Origin of the sequence: Rhizobium sp. RCC_161_2, from assembly GCF_041355235.1 — a bacterium.
GTDB lineage: Bacteria > Pseudomonadota > Alphaproteobacteria > Rhizobiales > Rhizobiaceae > Rhizobium.
Map to the genome: position 1 here is coordinate 21,995 of NZ_JBFUPL010000002.1, position 17,508 is coordinate 39,502.

Consider the following 17,508-nt stretch of genomic DNA (forward strand, 5'->3'; position numbering starts at 1 on the left):
GGCTAGGGTGTGAAAGTGACCTCAGATGTATCGGATACAGGCTTGGAAGCAAAGCGCCGCTCGCGCCAGAGAATATAGAGGCCGGAGGCGATGATGATGAAAATGCCGACCCATTTGATCAGGTCGGGGAAGTTGCCGAAGACCAACCAGCCGAAGATCGTCGCCGAGACGATCTCGAAATATTGCAGCGGCGCCAGCGTCGAGGCCGGTGCGGCGCGATATGCATAGATGGTGAGGACGCCGGCGACAGCGGCAGACACGCCGACGCCCAGCAGATGGAGCATGGCGGTGCCGTCCGGTACGACGGGATCGATGATTGACGAACCCGTGCCCTGGCCGATCGCCAGCGAGATGAGGCAGATGACCGTACCCCAGATGCCGGTCTGGAACTGCATCGGCCATGCATCCTCGCTATGTGAGACGACGCGCGTGATCATTACGTAGACGGCGATGCAAAGCGCGGTAACGACCGGCAACAGTGCGACAAAACCGACCTCCGCGAAGCTCGGCTGAATGATCAGCATTGCGCCGAAGAAACCGACAGCGCAGGCTGTATAGCGCCGCCAGCCGATGGTCTCCTTCAGGAAGATGCTGCTGAGGATGGTCAGTATTATCGGCTCGACGAAGAAAATGGCGATAGCGTCGGCCACTTCCATGACTTGCAGCGTCGTGACGAACGAGACCATTGACAGGGTCAGCACCGCTGCACGAATGGCATGCACGCCGCTTCGGCGCAGCGACCACAGTCCCCATTGTCCTCGTAACGCCATCATCGGCAAGGCGAACAGCGACTGGAAAATGAAGCGCGCGGCGGTGACTTCCGCTGGCGGAATGGTGGTGGCGGCAAGCTTTGCGAAAATGTCGATAATCGGGGATAGGATCACCGACAGGAACATCATCATCAGGCCAAACGTCAGCTCCGATTGGCGAAAACGGGGCAGGGAACTGCCGGTGGCATTCATTTGAAAAATCCTTAGGGGTCAGGCCTTTGTCGTCACTTGCCGACACCAGTCGGCAAAATCGGAAATGGCCGTGGCCGCGCCGATCTCGTTCAGCGTCTCATGACGCATATCCTGATAGATGGTCAGGCTAATATGCGAGAAGCCGGCCTTTTTCAAATGGTTTGACAGCCAGGACATGGCCTTTCCGTTATCCGTTGCCGGGTCTCGGCCGCCGCCCACCAGATGGATCGGCATGTTGCACCGGAGTTGGTCGAGGTAGGTCTTTTGCGGCGCGCGGAAGGTCAGTTCGAAGAGATCCAGCCACAGGGATACCGAGGCATCGAAGCCGCAGAGCGGATCGGCGATATATTTATCTACCTCCTCGGGGATGCGCGATAGCCAGTCGAATTCGGAGCGTCGGTCGGCGATCGATTTACCCCAGACGCCGAAGGTCAGCTTCGGCAATAGCCCGCTCGGCACGTCCGATCCTTTGAGCATGCGTTCCGTCTTCAGGATGACCTGCGCCACGCGCCCGGCGAGACCGGGGTCGAAATTCGAGTTCCAGACCGTAACGGCATCGAACTTGTCGGGATGCGTCACCGCGACGTTCAGGCTGATCAGTCCACCCATGGAATGACCGAACAGGATGATCGGCAGGTCGGGATGGGCGGCCGCGGCAAGCTCGCGCATCGCCAGGACGTCGGCAATGACCGCGTCAACGCCATCTTGCCGGGCAAAGCGGCCGAGCGGCGCGTCTGCGGCCGTCGTTTCGCCATGGCCGCGATGATCATGGGCGTAGACATGAAAGCCGCGCGCCGCCATGGCCTCGGCGAAGCCTTCGTAGCGTCGGGAATGTTCGGCAAGACCGTGGCTTATGAGAAGGACGCCATGCGCTTCATCCCGCGCCGGCAGGTGGTGATAAGCCAGTGTCGCACCCGTCGGGCTGTCCAGATATCTCGTTTCGGCAAACATGCGTATTTCCTCCGAGAGAGACGAAAGGTCATCACCTCCGGGATTGCAATGGAGTGTCGGCGAAGCACACAGAAATAAATCTCCGCGACGCCTATGAATCAGGGTTGCGCCGGGTCGATCAAACTGCTTATTTGTTCTCATATTGTTCTTTTTTGGAGGCGTAGAATGAGGCATTGGGTTCGCGGGTGTGTCGTCGCGGTTCTGTCGGCGGTGATGGCAACAAGTGCGATGGCGCAGGAGAACAGCCGGGGCCGGACCCGGTTTATTTTAGCGGCAAGCTGGGAGCCGGCATTCTGCCAGACGAACCAGAAGAAGGCGGAATGCCAGAACCAGTCATCCGCTAATCATGATGCAAAGAATTTCTCGCTGCATGGCCTCTGGCCGATGCGGCAGGAATATTGCGACGTTTCCGACGATCTGAAGCAGGCCGATCGCAGCAGCGACTGGAAGGATCTGCCAGCTGTCGAACTGTCCGCAGACACCAAGGCTGCTCTGGATAAGGTCATGCCGGGCACGCAATCTGGTCTGGAACGGCATGAATGGATCAAGCACGGTACCTGCACCAAACTCAGCGCCGATGATTATTTCGGTGGAGCCGCCGGTTTGATCGATGAACTCAATGCGTCCGCCGTGCGCGATCTCTTTGTGCAGAATATCGGTAAGACGCTCGACGCCGATACGATCAAAGCCGCTTTCGACAAGAGTTTTGGCGAAGGTGCCAGCGACCGGGTGAAGATGAGCTGCCGTCGTGTCGGCAAGGTGCGGGTGATCTCGGAACTGACGATAGGCCTCTCCGAAGACGCCATCCAACCTTCGCAAGGGAGTGAGCCGAGGCTCGCGGACCTGATCCAGGGTGCCGGCCGCACGTCGTTCGGCTGCGATCAAGGCGTGGTGGATGCAGCCGGTTTTTAAGGCCTAGTGCCCCCTCTGGCGCGGATAAATAGCTCTCGGACAAGGTTTCGCCGTTGCCCGAGAGCGGGGTTTCGCCTACATAGCGGCACAATTCACAATGTTATCCGCCCGTGGAGTAACCCAAGCTATGGCACGTCAGTTCATTTATCATATGGCCGGTCTGAATAAGGCCTATGGCGCCAAGAAAATTCTCGAGAATATCCATCTCTCCTTCTACCCTGACGCCAAGATCGGTATTCTCGGCCCGAACGGCGCCGGTAAATCGACCGTGCTGCGCATCATGGCCGGCCTCGACAAGGAATATACCGGCGAAGCCTGGCTGGCCGACGGCGCCACCATCGGCTACCTGCCGCAGGAGCCGCAGCTTGATCCGGCGAAGACCGCGCTTGAAAACGTCATGGAAGGCGTCGCGGCGAAGACGGACGTTCTCAATCGCTACAACGAACTGATGATGAACTACTCCGACGAGACGGCGGAAGAGGGCGCAAAGCTTCAGGACATCATCGATGCGCAGAATCTCTGGGACCTAGAAAGCCAGGTCGAGATGGCAATGGACGCGCTCCGCTGCCCTCCGGGCGATGCCGACGTCACCAATCTCTCCGGCGGTGAACGCCGTCGTCTGGCACTGTGCAAGCTGCTGCTGTCGCAGCCGGACGTGCTACTGCTCGACGAACCGACCAACCATCTCGACGCCGAAACCATCGCCTGGCTGGAAAAGCATCTGCGTGCCTATCCGGGCGCCGTGCTGATGATCACCCACGATCGCTACTTCCTGGATAACGTCACCGGCTGGATCCTTGAACTCGACCGCGGCCGCGGCATCCCCTACGAAGGCAACTACTCCTCCTACCTGCTGGCGAAGGCCAAGCGCATGCAGCAGGAAGGTCGCGAAGAGGCCGGCCGCCAGAAGGCGATCGCCCGCGAACAGGAATGGATCGCTTCCAGCCCGAAGGCGCGTCAGTCGAAGTCCAAGGCCCGTATCCGCGCCTATGACGAGCTGGTCGATGCTGCCGAGAACCAGCGTCCCGGCGATGCGCAGATCATCATTCCGGTTGGCGAGCGTCTCGGCCAGGTGGTCATCGAAATGGAAGGCATCAATAAGGGTTATGGCGACCGGATGCTGATCGAAGGTCTGTCGCTGAAGTTGCCGCCGGGCGGCATCGTCGGCGTCATCGGTCCTAACGGCGCCGGCAAGACGACGCTTTTCCGCATGATTACCGGCCAGGAAAAGCCGGATAGCGGTTCTATCCGCATCGGCGACAGCGTTCATCTCGGCTATGTCGACCAGAGCCGTGACGCGCTCGATGGCAGCAAGACCGTCTGGGAGGAAATCTCCGGCGGTGCCGAAGTCATCAAGCTCGGCAAGTATGAAATGAACTCGAGAGCTTATTGCGCGACGTTCAACTTCAAGGGCGGTGATCAGCAGCAGAAGGTCGGCAACCTCTCCGGTGGTCAGCGCAACCGCGTACATCTTGCCAAGATGCTGAAGGCTGGCGGCAACGTGCTGCTGCTCGACGAACCGACCAACGACCTTGACACCGAAACGCTTGGTGCGCTCGAGATCGCGCTCGAAAACTTCGCCGGCTGCGCCGTGATCATCAGCCACGATCGCATGTTCCTCGACCGCCTGGCCACGCACATCCTCGCCTTCGAAGGCGATAGCCATGTCGAATGGTTCGAAGGCAACTTCGAAGACTACGAACAGGACAAGATGCGCCGTCTCGGCGTTGACAGCATCAACCCGAGCCGCGTGACCTACAAGCGCCTGACACGATAAGCTCGCTGCTTTCCCGACATCGAGAACCCCGGCTTGTCCGGGGTTTTCTTTGTCCAGGCGAGGAAAATGCGTATTCCTCCGCCGACAGATACTAACAGATTTCCGACGTCCGAATGTGTCCGGCTGTGAATTGGCTCTTGCAGATTGCGGCGAAATTACATAAAGATATCTTTATATCTTGATTGGGTGACGAATGGCAGATCTGGTTAAACTTGGCTTGGACAATCTGGTGGATGTGCTGAAGGCGGCAGGTGAGCCGACGCGGCTGCGCCTGCTGGCGCTGCTTGCCGCTGGCGATCTGACCGTCACCGATCTTACCGAAATTCTCGGCCAATCGCAGCCCCGCATCTCGCGGCATCTGAAATTGCTCGGCGAGGCCAATCTGATCGACCGTTATCAGGAAGGCGCCTGGGCTTACTTCCGCCTGAAACAGGATGGCAAGGCGGTCATCCTGGCGCGTGAGCTTCTCCGGCATACGGCCGAGAGCGATCCCGTATTGCTGCGTGACGGCGAGCGGTTGACCGCCGTCAAGCGTATTCGCGCCGAGCGGGCGCAAGCCTATTTCAGCCGCAATGCCGCCGAATGGGACGAGCTGCGCCGCCTGCATGTCGCCGACGAGGATGTCGACAAGGTGATGATCGAGTTGATCGGACCGCAACAGATCGACGCCTTTCTCGATCTCGGCACCGGCACCGGCCGGATGCTGCAATTGCTGGCGGGGCATTATCGCCGTGCAATCGGTATCGACGCCAGCCGCGACATGCTTGCCGTGGCGCGCGCCAATCTCGACCGGTCGAACATAACAGCCGCTTCGGTGCGGCATGGCGACATTTTCAATCTGCCGCTCGAGGCGCAGGATTTCGATCTGATCACCATCCATCAGGTGCTGCATTTCCTGGATCAGCCGGAAATCGCCATCAACGAGGCGGCGCGAATGCTGCGGCCCGGCGGCCGGCTGGTGATCATCGATCTGGCGCCGCACGGGCTGGAATATCTGCGCGACGAACATGCACATCTAAGGCTCGGTTTCTCCCATCAGATGATGTCGGATTGGCTGAAGACGGCGGGGCTTGATGTCGAGCAGGTGCAGGACCTTCATTCGGGGAGGGAAGGCGGTTCAGGGTTGACGGTTACGATCTGGTTGGCGCGCGACCCGCGGCTGCTGATCGCTGCCGAACAGAGCCGTCAGTCATCCCCCATTCTTGCCGGGAGAGTTTGATATGTCTTCGAAGATCGAGAATGGCCAAGGTGGTATCCGTATTTCCTTTGAGTTCTTCCCGCCGAAATCGGAGGAAGCCGAAGTGCAACTGTGGAATACGGTCGAAGAGCTCAGCGAATGGGAACCGGAATTCGTTTCGGTGACTTATGGCGCCGGCGGTACGACCAAAGCGCCGACATTGTCTGCCGTGCGCCGAATGATCCACGAGACGCCGTTCACCACTGCTTCGCATCTGACTTGCGTGGGCGCAACGCGTGAAGACACGCATCGGGTTATCGATGACTTTCTCGCGACCGGTGTTCGCCGCTTCGTGGCCTTGCGTGGCGATCCGCCAACCGGCGTCGGTTCCGCCTATCAGCCGCATCCGGACGGCTATGCCAATGCCGCCGAATTGGTGGCGGCCCTACGCGAGCGTGGTGACTTCGATATTTCCGTGTCTGCCTATCCAGAAAAGCACCCGGAGAGCCGCGATACCGCGGCCGACATCGACATGCTGAAGCGCAAGGCCGATAACGGCGCCGACCGGGCACTGACCCAGTTCTTCTTCGACAATGACGCTTTCGAGCGTTATCACGACCGTGTTCGCGCCGCCGGCATCACGATCCCGGTCGTGCCGGGCATCATGCCGATCCAGAACCTGACGCAGTTGAAGCGTTTTGCCGGTGCTTGCGGCACTAGCATTCCCTCCTGGCTGGACGATCGGTTTGACGGCCTCGATGATAATGCCGATGAACGCGCCAAGGTCGCCGCCGATGTCGCCGCCGAGCAGATCAGGGATCTGGTACGGCGCGGTATCCACGAGTTCCATCTTTATACGATGAACCGTTCGCCGCTCGTCTCAGCCGTTCTCGAGCGATTGGGTCTGCAGCGCAAGGCGGATGCGCGCGCTGTCGCCTGATAAGATCCCGGAAACGCAGGCATGAAAAAGCGCATGTCGATCTTCGGCATGCGCTTTTTAAATGGAATAAGCTGTTTTGTTTGCTTTCAGGAGTTTGGTTGTCTGTGACGGTCGTTCTTCGTCAGATGAAAAGCATCGTTACGACGAATACGAAGGCTGCACCGACCACTAGGACGTTGATGGATCGCGTCAATCCCATGTCTTCCTCCTTAGTCAACCATTAGAGTCTATGTCGGAAATGTGTCTCTTGGAAAGCGAATTCGATGCTGCAACGCGGCACGAAGCGCAGAATTTGAATCGGGATCGTCTTGTAAGTGTTTGGTTCTATAGGATAAGCCGTTCGTTCACGAAATTTAATACATCGTTAATTTGGCTGTGAACAAGGTTAAGGTGCGCGCCCTTTGCTGAAGTGTCACCGGATAATCCTTGGCACTCGGTATCAGTGGCTCGTGCCCGGTCCCAGCCGCGCGTAAACCCGTCCGTCCGGAATGAGCAGGCCCGCACCGATCAGCAGCATGCCGGCAATTTCCGGCAATCCCAGCCGTTCGCCGAGGAAGAGGAAGCCGAGCAGGATGGCGCTTGGCGGGACGAGCAGGGTGACCAGCGAGGCATTGGTGGCGCCTGCGAGCGCCATGATGCGGAAATAGAGGATATAGGCGAGGGCGGTGGACAGCAGTGCCATGCCGAGAATGGCGGCGATGACGCTTGCTGGCGGCGTTGCCAGGGTCCAGGGATGATCCACCAGAAGGGCTGCCGGCAGCATGATGATCGAAGAGCCGGTCAATTGGCCCGCCGCAACAACAGGCGGAGCCATACCCTTGAAACGCTTGGCATAGATTGCCGCGAAGCCATAGGAGATCGCGGCGAGAATCGGCAGGAGCAATGCCCAGAGCGGGATTGCGGCAGCGCCTGTCACGCTCGGTCCGAGCAGTACGATGGTACCGGTGAGCCCCGTCAGGCAACCGGCGAGCTTGGCGGGCGTTAGTCTCTCATCCGTGGTGAAATGATTGCCGATCAACACGGTCCAGATCGGTGTCGTCGCGTTGAGGATGGAGGCGAGTCCAGCACCCATTTGCGTTTGGCCAATGAAGATCAACACATGCGGTATGGCGTTGTTAATCAGGCCGAGCAGAAGGAATTGCCGCCAATGCGTTCGCAGCAGATCATAGATCTGGAGGCGGCCGGCGATATAGAGATGCAGCGCCAGAGCCGCCAGCGACAGGCGGAGGAAGACCAGCGTAAACGGTGGGACGGAGTGCACGGCGATGCGGGCGAAGAAGAATGAGCCGCCCCAGATCAGCCCGAGCGCCAGCAGCAGGCTCCACGTAAGTGCGTTTATGCCGTTGTTGGTGTTCATCGAGTGTCTCTCCTGGTTTTCCGCCTATTCTGGCGATGAGAGAGATGTTCTCCACCCGTTTCCTGCGGCGGCTGTGCCGGCCTGCGGGAATCATCGGATTCCGACGCCGCCGTAAAAGCAAAAAAGGCGGCCCGAGGGCCGCCTTTCACAGGACGAGAAGCAAATTCTCAGAGGGCGTTCAGCAGGGCCTGCGTCGCCCAGCCATCGGCCGGAAGGCCAAGGCGGAACTGTTCCTTCTGGATGGCAACGCGCGTGCCGGAGCCGAGGATGCCGTCGATCTTGCCGACGTCATAGCCACGTGCCGTGAGCTTGGTCTGAAGCGCCTTCATGTCGGTATCGTTCAGGCCAGGTTCCGGTGTTCCCTTGTTATAGGGCGGCGCGCCGCCAAATCTGGTCGCGAAATAGGCAGCCGACGTCGTGTAGATGAACGACTGGTTCCATTCAAGAAAGGCATTGTAATTCGGATAGGTCAGGAAAGCTGGGCCCTTGCGACCCTGCGGCAGGATAAGAGCGGCGGGCAGCGAGCCGAAGTTGGTATTGCCGTCGCGCGGCTTGACGCCGAGCTGAAACCAGTCGGCAGCCGTGAGCGTCCCGCCAAGGCCGGACTTTTCCCAGGGCAGATTGTCGGGCACACTTACCTCCTGCAGCCACGGCTGGCCACGCTGGAAGCCCAGACTTTGGAAGAACCGCGCCGTTGTGAGAATGACGTCGGGCGCACTTGTTTTCATATTGACATGGCCATCGCCATCGCCATCGGTGCCGTAAGAGATGATCGAGGGGGGTAGCATCTGGGTCTGGCCGATTTCTCCGGCCCAGGCACCCGTCATGGTATCGGGGTCGGCATCGCCATGTTGCACCATTTCGATGAAGCCGATCAAACGCGGACGGAAAAACTCAGGTCTGCGGCAGTCGTGCGAGAGGGTGACCAGCGCATTGCGGGTATTGAAATTACCCTGAACGGCACCGAAATCGGTTTCCATGGCCCAATAAGTGGTGATGATACCGGGGGGCACGCCATAGTCTTTTTCAGCCTTGGCGAAGACATCGGCATATTGCTTTAGTTTCTGGCGTCCGATATCCAGCCGACCCTGGCTGACGGTGCGCTGCGAGAATTCGAGGAAGGTCTGGCGGAATACGCCCTGGCTGCGGTCCATGGCCAGAACCTTGGGATCGATTTGCGCCCCGGCAAACGTCTTGTCGGCGGACGCCGCATCGGCTCCCGCTGCTATGGCTTCGGCCTTGACGCCGGCCAGGAAAGTGGGAAGGTCACCGCCGCAGGCGACCTTGGGAGCGCCGCTACCCTCCGCATTCGACGGGGCGGCTGGCGTCGCGCTCTGCGCCATTGCCACGCTCGTCATGGCTGAAGCGAAGATTAACGCGAGTGCGCTGCGTCGGATGGTATAGCGGTCCATGGGCGATCCTCTTTTCGGACAGAATAGGGTCGCTTTCACAGAAGATTGTGACAGAAGCAAGAGAGAAGTTAGAGCAGTCTCAAGAATTTCCCTGCTTCTCTACTGCCGCCACCCAATTGTGCCAATTCTGTTCGGAACCAGCGAAAACATTGATGTCCGTCGGCCCCTTGATGCCGGGGATGACGCCAGTCGAGGTGTATTGCCAGAAGGCCCAGGAACGGTCGGCGTAGGTCGCCGTCGGATGCTTGGCGACTGAGCGGACCCAGAAATGATAGTCTGTGAAGTAGCCTGCAAGATTCTCGCGATGGAAATCGACCGAGGTGTAGATGATCGGACGCTTGCCGTAATAGGCTTGCAGGCGATCCATGAAGCGCTTCATTTCCGACCGCACCGTTTCCGGATCAGGTCTGGTACGGCAGGTCGGGGAGCCGGGATTCCATTCGACGTCGACAACAGGCGGAAGCGCCATGGCATCCTTGGGCACGTTGCGGATGAACCAGTCGGCCTGCTCGTCTGCCGTCGAGCAGAAATAATAGAAATGATAGGGCGCGTGCAGGATGCCGGCCGTATTGGCTTCCTGCCAATATTCGCTGAAGCGGGGATCGATCCTGTCCTTGCCCTCGGTCGCCTTGATGAAGACGAAGGCGACGCCGGAACTCTTGACCGTCTGCCAGTCGATATCGCCCTGCCATTTGGAAACGTCGATGCCGTGGATCGGATGGCGCTCGGGGTGATCGCGGCCGAAGTCCTGCGGCTTGGTATCCTTGAAACGGGTCTTCGGAAGGGATGCCGTCTCGAGAGCGTCATAGCCCGTCGTGCAGCTATTCAAAAGGAAGGCGAGCGGCAGTAAGCACAACAGAAGCCTGCGCATGGATGTCCCGTTATGGCGCGAGTGATCTTGCTGCCCCAAGGTCTGGCTTCCGTGATCTCTGGTCCCCGAAAATCCAAAAGAGGCAAGGGCCAAGCTGTTCTCAGCCGGCCTTACCACTTTATTCACCATATCAACGTAAAAAATCCGTTATCTTCAAGTAAATTCTTATACTTGAAGGGTGAAGCAAGCGGATTTCGCGTCGAATTTGTCGCTTCGGCCTACGCTGCCGGCTTGGTGACGACGGCTCTCCAGGCGTAGCCCCGCCCGATCTCTTCGAAGTTCAGCTTCGCGCCGCGAGCCTCAGCACGCTCTTCCAGCAACGTGCGCAGGTCGGCGCGTGGGGTGACGTGGAACTTCTTCAGCCAGCCCTTCAACATGGTGCGGAACCAGCCGGGCAGGCGCTCCTGCTGGCCAAAATCGACAATATGCAACTCGCCGCCGGGGGCGACCGCATCGAGCGACGCATCGATCGCGCTCTTCCAGTCGGGGATCATCGACAGCGCATAGGAGACCATGACGCGATCGAAGCCGCCGACACCGAAATCGGCGGGCGAGAAGGCGGTCGCGTCGGCAACGCGGAAGTCCGGTGTCTGCTTCATGCCACGGAAATTGTTGTGGGCCGAGAGCAGCATTTCCTGGGAGATGTCGAGGCCGTACAGCTTGGCCGATGGGAAGCGGCGATGCGCCAGTAGCATGTTGCGGCCAGTGCCGCAGCCGACTTCGAGCAGGGAGCCGCCGAAAGGCACATTCAGATGGGCGATCGTGCGATCACGGCCGAAGAGGTAGTATTTGCGAGTTAGGTCGTAGATATGCCGCTGGTAGCGGTACATGCCGTCCATCAGTCCGGCATGGTTCTTCGAATTCGTCTCGAGACCCGTATCTGCCTGGCTCACGCTTTTTTTCCGTAGATGTGGAAGCCACCGTAGATTGCCGAGCGGTCGCGAATGTTGAGCTCCTGCGAGCGCTCCTCGTCGTAGACCCATTGATCGCGGATCGCGGTCGAAAGGCGGCCTTCGATGATGCTCTTTTCGGCGGCGGTGCGGAAAATGACGCGGGCGCCTTCGCGGGCGGTGCGGGTGATTTCCGCCCAGAGTTCGTTGAGCTGTTCGTCGGTCATCCAATCCTGCGCATCGAGCAGGATGTAGCGGTCGCGCGAGGCGGCGGGCTTGGAGGCGAGTAACTCAGTGAAGTTGGCGTGATGCACGCTGACGCGGTCGGCATTGGCGCGGATAGCAGTATAGTGCTCGGGCTTCAGATAGGTCGGCAGCGGTCCCTGGTGCTGGGCGGCATAGCGGCGCGCGAAGGCCTGCCAGGCAAAATAATTGTCCTGCATCGGGAAATGGCACGCAAGCTTTTCCAGGCGATGCTTCAGAACGCCGGAAATGGAATCGTCGCCGGCGAGGCTTGCAAGCTCGTCATATTGCTGCGGCGGAATGCCAAGGCCAAAAAGCGAGCTCTTGCGGCCGAGCAGCCAGCGCACCATCGGCCTGTCGAAGATCGGCGCGATCTCGTTGTCGAAGAACTGCCGCTGCTCGCGCAATGTACGGGCTTCGGTCAAGGGGGTGAGACGGACGCCGTGCAGGCGGGCCAGTATATGGGCGGCGCCGATGAAACGACCGAGCAGACCGGTCTTGTAGATGTTGCGATTGAATACCGTAACGCGGCGGCGACCGTACATGTCGCGGCCATCCCAATAGGCGGCGGTTGCCGGATCGAGCCGTGGTGCGATGAATTCTTCATAGGCCTGGCTGTTCGTATCGACGCCCGGCGTGGCGAAGAAACGCACCAGGTCAGCATGGCCGGGTAGGAGCCGGAAAGCGGCAAGCTTGAGCTTGTTCAGCGCGATGTGGTGCCGATTAAGGTCGACCACGTCGATCGAGGCCGGGCTCTGCGAGAGATAGGCGAGCATGTTGCAGCCGCCGGAGCCGATGGTGACGATGCGATGATGCGGCTGAAGCTCCATCGCTTCCATGTCGATATCCGGATCCTCCCAGATCTGCGGATAGACAAGGCCGGAAAACAGCATGCCGAACAAACGCTCGGAAAAGCCGGCCTTGGACAGGGCCTTGTGTTGCAGCAGAGCGTCCTTGAGTTTCCGATTCTTGTGGAGACCGGCTTCCGGGGCGAATTCCGTCATCTGAGTCTTGTCACCAATTTGTCAGGTTCAGGGCGTGTAACCCGGCAATGCTACAGTCTGATGACGTGGCCTGTTGGTAGATTCGGCAACGCTGTAGCCGCGCGGATATTTGCAGAACTGTGATGATGATAGGTCTTTCATATTGCAGCGTTTCCTGATTGTCTCCGCGTACCTTTGGAGGGTGTGGCATGCGCTTTATATCGAGAGCGATTACGGCTCTTGTTCTTCTATTGCTGATCGTGGTTGCCGGTGGCGCCGTCTGGCTTTCCGTTTCGCCGCCGGAATTGCTGAGAGTCGGTGACGGCTATGCCGCCAAGATCGTCTGCTCGAACACCTTTATCGCCAAGCGCGATCCCGAGCAGGTCTTGGCGGACGACGTGCAGGCGCCGGGCAATCCGGCACTGAAGCTCATCCGGGTTTCGGTCGATCGGGAGGAGGGGGTGGTGACAGCCCGCATCCTTGGCATGTTCGCGCCGAATTATGCGCTCTATCGCGGCGCGCTCGGTTGCGCGACAGTGCCGGACGGCGACTTGCAGACGGCGCGCAGCGCGGTCTTCCTGAGCAAGGTGAAGATGCCGAAGCGCGATTCTCTTTGGCCGGATGGCGACAAGGTCGCAAGCGAGCAGGACGAGGCAGGTGCGGCGCTTTCGAAGCTCGTGACCAATCCGGATCTTGCCGGTCCTTCCATGCGCGCCATTGTCGTCGTCAAGGACGGCCATATCGTCACCGAAGCCTATGGCGAAGGGTTTGACAAGGGCACGCCGCTGGTCGGCTGGTCGATGACGAAGACGGTGAATGCAGCGATCATCGGCCGGCTGATGCTGACCGGCCGCATGTCCTTCGACGATCAGAACCTTCTGCCGCAATGGAACGGCGACGCGCGCAAGAATATTAAGCTTAGCGATCTCCTCGGCATGGAGAGCGGCCTTGCCTTCAACGAGAGCTATGGTGCGGTGTCGGATGTGACGCGCATGCTTTATCTCGACCCGGACTCCACAAGCATCGCGGCCAATGCGCCTCAGGAGGCTCCAGTCGGCGAGCGCTTCAGCTATTCCAGCGGCACGGCGACACTGCTTTCAAGAATTTGGATGAACAAGCTCCCGAACCAGAACGCTGCGATCACCTATCCGCGCGAAGCGCTGTTTGCGCCGCTCGGCATGTCGAGTGCCGTGCTGGAAGCGGACGAGCGTGGTACCTATGTCGGCAGTTCCTATCTTTATGCAACTGCCCGCGACTGGGCGCGCTTCGGACAATTCCTGCTGCAGGATGGGGTCTGGAAAGGTCAGCGTCTTCTACCGGAGGGTTTTGTCGGCGCGATGCGCACGCCGACCAAGGCATCGGAAGGCGTCTATTCACAGGTTCAAGCGTGGATTGCCGGGCCAGGCGGCTCGAACGCGCAGTTCGGCCTGCCGTCGGACACATTCTGGATACTCGGACATGACGGCCAGAGCGTCGCCATCGTGCCATCTGCCAATCTTGTGCTGGTGCGCATGGGGTTGACGCCGAGCTGGCTGAACTACAAGCCGCAAATCCTGCTGAAGAAGATTCTGGATACGACAACGCCGGCGAAGACTTGAGGTCCGGCCGGCGTTTGCAAATCGAAAGTTGAGATCAGTAATTGCCGTTGGCGACGTCCGTCAGGCCCTTGCGCTTGGCGTCATAATAATAGCCACGCGCGTAGAGTTGAACGGCGCTGGCTTCTTTATTCGCAGCCTTGTTATCAGCGACCATCCACGCGCCGCGCAAATATTTCGCGGCATATTTGATGTTGGTTTCGGCATCGAGCAGACCCGACGCCGGGCCTTCATAACCCATCGACTTGGCGGTGTTGTACTTGATCTGCATCAGGCCGAAATAGCCGGCCTTATTATAGGCTTTCGGATCGTAACGGCTCTCGCGATGAACGACGCGATGAATCAGTGATTCAGGGATTTCGTAAATCTTGGCGTATTTCTGGATGAGCTTCGTAACGTAGCTCTTTTCCGCCGGCGGCACGTTGGATTCGTAATTCGGAGTGGTCAATACGGCTGAAACCACAGTAGGGCCGCTGGTGTCGAAGTTGAAGTCGTAGCGCATGCGGTTGTCGGCATAACGCAAGGCGCCGATCTGCTGGGGTGCAGCATAGGCGACTTCGGCAGGCGCCATGATCGGTGCATCTTCATCCGGGCGTGGTGTCGGAACGACGGACTGGATGGCCGCGATGTCGGAGGTCATCGGAATGGTCGTTTGAGCGGCCGATGCCGCGCTTGAGACCGGAAGGAGGGCGCTATCGCCGGGGCGTGCCGGGTTTGGCATCGGGATGGCGACGACGGCGGGAATCGGCGGTTCGTCGGAAGCGGCATAGGCAGCCGCTGGTGACGTGTTCGCCACCGGTGCGCCGGTCGCGGCAGCGATGGCAACCGTGCCCTGGTTCGCGGCGTTCGGCATATTTGCCGCCGGTGTGCCCATGCGATCCTGAGCTGCCTGGATCTGGCCCTGGCCAACCGAACCGGCTTGAACGCGGTCCGACTTCATCAGGACTGCCTGCTGCTGGGGTTGGCCCTGCAATCCTGTCGCAGAAGCGGCTGACGTCACGGCAACGCCGCCAACGGGCGAGGCGACAGCGCCAGTGGTCGAGGCTGTACTCGGATGCGGCACGTTGGTTTGTGCCGACGGGAGTCCGGCCTGGGACGTCTGTTGCTGGGTGCTCGCGCACCCCGCAAGAGCGCCGCACATCATTGCCGAAAAGGCAACGCTGCGCTTCAGGCTGGGAAATCCAATCGCTACCATTCTGTCACTTTCGAAAAAACCACCCCGTGTCCTGCGATGCAAATTCGTCACAGGATCAGCAAATTTATGAATTCCCATTAACCTATGAATGGTCCCATCGCAACCCTGGACGACCTCAAGCGGCCATCCGACGGTATCCGGCGGTCACCGCGCCTGCTGCTATCAACAGGGTTCCGCCCGTTCGGTTGACGGTGCGTTGCACGCTTGCCTTGCGGATAAAGCCGCGCGCCATGTCTGCGACGAAGACGTAGACCAACGAATTCAAAGCCGCCAAGGTCAGGAAAGTAGCTTCCAGAATAAGGGTTTGCTCAAGGAATGGCTTCGACATGTCGAGAAACTGCGGCACGAAGGCGATGAAGAAGACGATGCTCTTCGGGTTCAAGGCTGTTACAACATAGGCGTGCATCAGGATTTTCAGCGGCTTTTCCTCAGGAAGATTGTCGTTATCGCCCATCGGACCGGTCACGATCGGAGCGCGCCAGAGCTTGATTCCCAGGAACATAAGGTACGCAGCGCCGACTAGTTTCAGGACCGTAAACAGCGCCGCCGAGGTGGCGAGCAGCGCGCCAAGGCCGGCAAGCGAAGCGGTCATCGCAGTGAAGTCGCCAAGCGTTACGCCGGTAACGGTTGCAAGCGCCGTCTTGCGGCCATGACCCAGCGCATAAGAGATCACGAGGAGGATGGTCGGGCCGGGAATTGCCAGCATGATGCAGGATGCGGCGGCGAAAGCGAGCCAGGTTTCAATCGACATGGAATCCTCCTCTATTCCTTTTCGCCGCCAGCAAAGACATTGGATTTGCGATCCGTCAATTAGGATTGCGTGTATTTCTGCCCGATATGATCCATGACCTCGGCAAACCACGGCAATGACAGATCGAATGGCTTGCCGCCCTTGATGCGCGGGAATTCGATGGTGCGCAGCTTGCCGCCCTGGCCCTCATCGTGGCCGGTGACACCAGATACCTTGTTCAATGCGCTTTCGACAGCGAGGTCGACCATGCCCTGAATCAGGCGCAAATCCTCGCCATTGGCGGGCGCGGAGCGGGCAAAATAACCCGATTTCTGCACCATGGAGCGCTCGGCGCCGAGGAGGGAAGCGAATTGCTTCTGGAACCAGCTGCCGACGTTGATGGTGTCGATCTTCACATGGCCGAAAGCGTCGCGCTTGATGCTTTCACCGGCGGCTTCGCGTTCGGCGACAATGGCGTCGAGGCCAGCACCTTCGGAAACGAACAGCGTCACATGCCCGGTCTTTTCCATGATGATCTTCAGGCGTTCCGCTTCTGCTTCGATATCGAACGCCAATTCCGGCAGATAAAGGCCGTCGATGCTCTTCATCTCGGCATTGGTCATGAAGCCTTCGACATATTCGTAGGCGCTGGTCTTTTGAATATAGGCGCGGGCCGTCGCCGCCGTCAGCCAGCCGCAGCTGCGGCCCATGACTTCATGGATGACGAGGGTGCGCGGAGCCGCCGTCTGTTCGTTGCTGACATTGTCGAAGAAATGAGCCCCGACTTCGGCTGCCGTCCAGGCGCCGAGAGACTGGCGGATCGGCACGACATCATTGTCGACCGTCTTCGGCAGGCCGACCACGGTCAGGTCGTAGCCATTGGCGCCGAGATAGGCAGCGAGATCGGCGGCCGTCGTATTGGTATCGTCGCCACCGATCGTATGGAGAATGGTGACGCCATCGGAGGCGAGGCGCTCGGCGGCGACCCGCAACGGATTTTCACCTTCCTTGACCAGGCCGCGCTTGACGCAGTCGGCTGCGTTGGTGAGCTTGACGCGGCTGTTGCCGATCGGCGAGCCGCCGTAGCGGTGCAGCAGGTACGCATCCTTACGCATGCCGGGGGTGATTTCGATGCGGTCGCCCAACAGAACGCCCTGATAACCGGAGCGGTAGGCGATGAGATCGAGATCGGGCGCGACGTCGGTATAACGTTGGATCAGGCCGCCGACAGCGGAAGACAGGCAGGGCGCCAATCCGCCTGCGGTGAGCATTGCGACTTTCTGTTTGGCCATGGGGATCCTCCTTGCAGCCGTACTGCATCATTTCGGTGATTGCCGTCCGCATGGATGCGACAGGAGGGCATGGCTGTAAAGTAAAGAATTTAAGAAATACGCGCTTTGTTTTCTCGTTCGGGGGGTGAGCGGTCCCGATCGCGCCGCGTCGCAAATCGCATCATCAAACACGCTATCATTACCGAAATGTGAAAAGTGTTTTCGCCCTTGCGACCAATGGA

15 protein-coding genes are annotated in these 17,508 nt (G+C 59.4%); 5 read left to right on the plus strand and 10 right to left on the minus strand.

Features of this window, described 5'->3' with window-relative positions; genetic code table 11:
- Positions 1–2: 2 nt before the first annotated feature.
- Together AB6803_RS04265 and AB6803_RS04270 are read right to left on the minus strand one after the other, a co-directional pair.
- The gene (locus AB6803_RS04265) at positions 3–962 is read right to left on the minus strand and encodes a DMT family transporter (protein ID WP_371107723.1); all 960 of its coding nucleotides are present in this window, start codon (positions 960–962) and stop codon (positions 3–5) included.
- 18 nt (positions 963–980) lie between these two features.
- Positions 981–1,913 carry an alpha/beta fold hydrolase gene (locus AB6803_RS04270; protein WP_371107724.1) on the minus strand — a complete coding sequence of 311 codons (933 nt, stop codon included), beginning with the start codon at positions 1,911–1,913 and terminating at the stop codon, positions 981–983.
- Positions 1,914–2,078: 165 nt separating this feature from the next.
- Here AB6803_RS04270 and AB6803_RS04275 point away from each other — a divergent pair, with 165 nt between their 5' ends.
- The 4 genes from AB6803_RS04275 to metF all read left to right on the plus strand — a co-directional run bounded on the left by AB6803_RS04275 (position 2,079) and on the right by metF (position 6,719).
- Positions 2,079–2,825 (plus strand): ribonuclease, encoded by a 747-nt coding sequence (locus AB6803_RS04275; RefSeq protein WP_371107725.1) that lies wholly within the window; start codon positions 2,079–2,081, stop codon positions 2,823–2,825.
- Between the two features lie 127 nt (positions 2,826–2,952).
- Positions 2,953–4,602, plus strand: coding sequence for an energy-dependent translational throttle protein EttA (ettA, locus tag AB6803_RS04280; RefSeq protein WP_012651839.1), 1,650 nt, complete (start codon positions 2,953–2,955; stop codon positions 4,600–4,602).
- A gap of 193 nt (positions 4,603–4,795) precedes the next feature.
- A complete protein-coding gene (locus AB6803_RS04285) occupies positions 4,796–5,821 on the plus strand; it encodes an ArsR/SmtB family transcription factor (RefSeq protein WP_371107726.1) in 1,026 nt (341 codons plus the stop codon).
- A gap of 1 nt (position 5,822) precedes the next feature.
- The gene (gene metF / locus AB6803_RS04290; protein ID WP_371107727.1) at positions 5,823–6,719 is read left to right on the plus strand and encodes a methylenetetrahydrofolate reductase [NAD(P)H]; all 897 of its coding nucleotides are present in this window, start codon (positions 5,823–5,825) and stop codon (positions 6,717–6,719) included.
- A gap of 439 nt (positions 6,720–7,158) precedes the next feature.
- Here metF and AB6803_RS04295 read toward each other — a convergent pair whose 3' ends face one another.
- From AB6803_RS04295 to AB6803_RS04315, 5 genes are all read right to left on the minus strand, one after another.
- Positions 7,159–8,076 carry a DMT family transporter gene (locus tag AB6803_RS04295; RefSeq protein ID WP_371107728.1) on the minus strand — a complete coding sequence of 306 codons (918 nt, stop codon included), beginning with the start codon at positions 8,074–8,076 and terminating at the stop codon, positions 7,159–7,161.
- Positions 8,077–8,243: 167 nt separating this feature from the next.
- A complete protein-coding gene (locus AB6803_RS04300; RefSeq protein ID WP_371107729.1) occupies positions 8,244–9,488 on the minus strand; it encodes a lytic murein transglycosylase in 1,245 nt (414 codons plus the stop codon).
- Between the two features lie 79 nt (positions 9,489–9,567).
- Positions 9,568–10,359 (minus strand): GH25 family lysozyme, encoded by a 792-nt coding sequence (locus AB6803_RS04305; RefSeq protein WP_371107730.1) that lies wholly within the window; start codon positions 10,357–10,359, stop codon positions 9,568–9,570.
- Between the two features lie 218 nt (positions 10,360–10,577).
- Positions 10,578–11,252, minus strand: a complete 675-nt coding sequence (locus tag AB6803_RS04310) for a class I SAM-dependent methyltransferase (RefSeq protein ID WP_371107731.1) — start codon at positions 11,250–11,252, stop codon at positions 10,578–10,580.
- Positions 11,249–12,496, minus strand: coding sequence for a DUF3419 family protein (locus AB6803_RS04315; RefSeq protein WP_371107732.1), 1,248 nt, complete (start codon positions 12,494–12,496; stop codon positions 11,249–11,251). The genes AB6803_RS04310 and AB6803_RS04315 overlap by 4 nt, the downstream gene beginning before the upstream one ends.
- Before the next feature lie 188 nt (positions 12,497–12,684).
- On the opposite strand from AB6803_RS04315, the gene AB6803_RS04320 reads away from it, so the two are divergent.
- A complete protein-coding gene (locus AB6803_RS04320; RefSeq protein WP_371107733.1) occupies positions 12,685–14,073 on the plus strand; it encodes a serine hydrolase domain-containing protein in 1,389 nt (462 codons plus the stop codon).
- Between the two features lie 34 nt (positions 14,074–14,107).
- Here the strand turns inward: AB6803_RS04320 and AB6803_RS04325 are convergent, their stop codons facing one another.
- The 3 genes from AB6803_RS04325 to AB6803_RS04335 all read right to left on the minus strand — a co-directional run bounded on the left by AB6803_RS04325 (position 14,108) and on the right by AB6803_RS04335 (position 17,287).
- Positions 14,108–15,265 (minus strand): transglycosylase SLT domain-containing protein, encoded by a 1,158-nt coding sequence (locus tag AB6803_RS04325; RefSeq protein WP_371107734.1) that lies wholly within the window; start codon positions 15,263–15,265, stop codon positions 14,108–14,110.
- A 115-nt stretch (positions 15,266–15,380) separates the two neighbouring features.
- Positions 15,381–16,016 (minus strand): LysE family translocator, encoded by a 636-nt coding sequence (locus tag AB6803_RS04330; protein ID WP_371107735.1) that lies wholly within the window; start codon positions 16,014–16,016, stop codon positions 15,381–15,383.
- A gap of 59 nt (positions 16,017–16,075) precedes the next feature.
- Positions 16,076–17,287, minus strand: coding sequence for a pyrophosphate--fructose-6-phosphate 1-phosphotransferase (locus tag AB6803_RS04335; RefSeq protein ID WP_371107736.1), 1,212 nt, complete (start codon positions 17,285–17,287; stop codon positions 16,076–16,078).
- Positions 17,288–17,508: the final 221 nt, after the last annotated feature.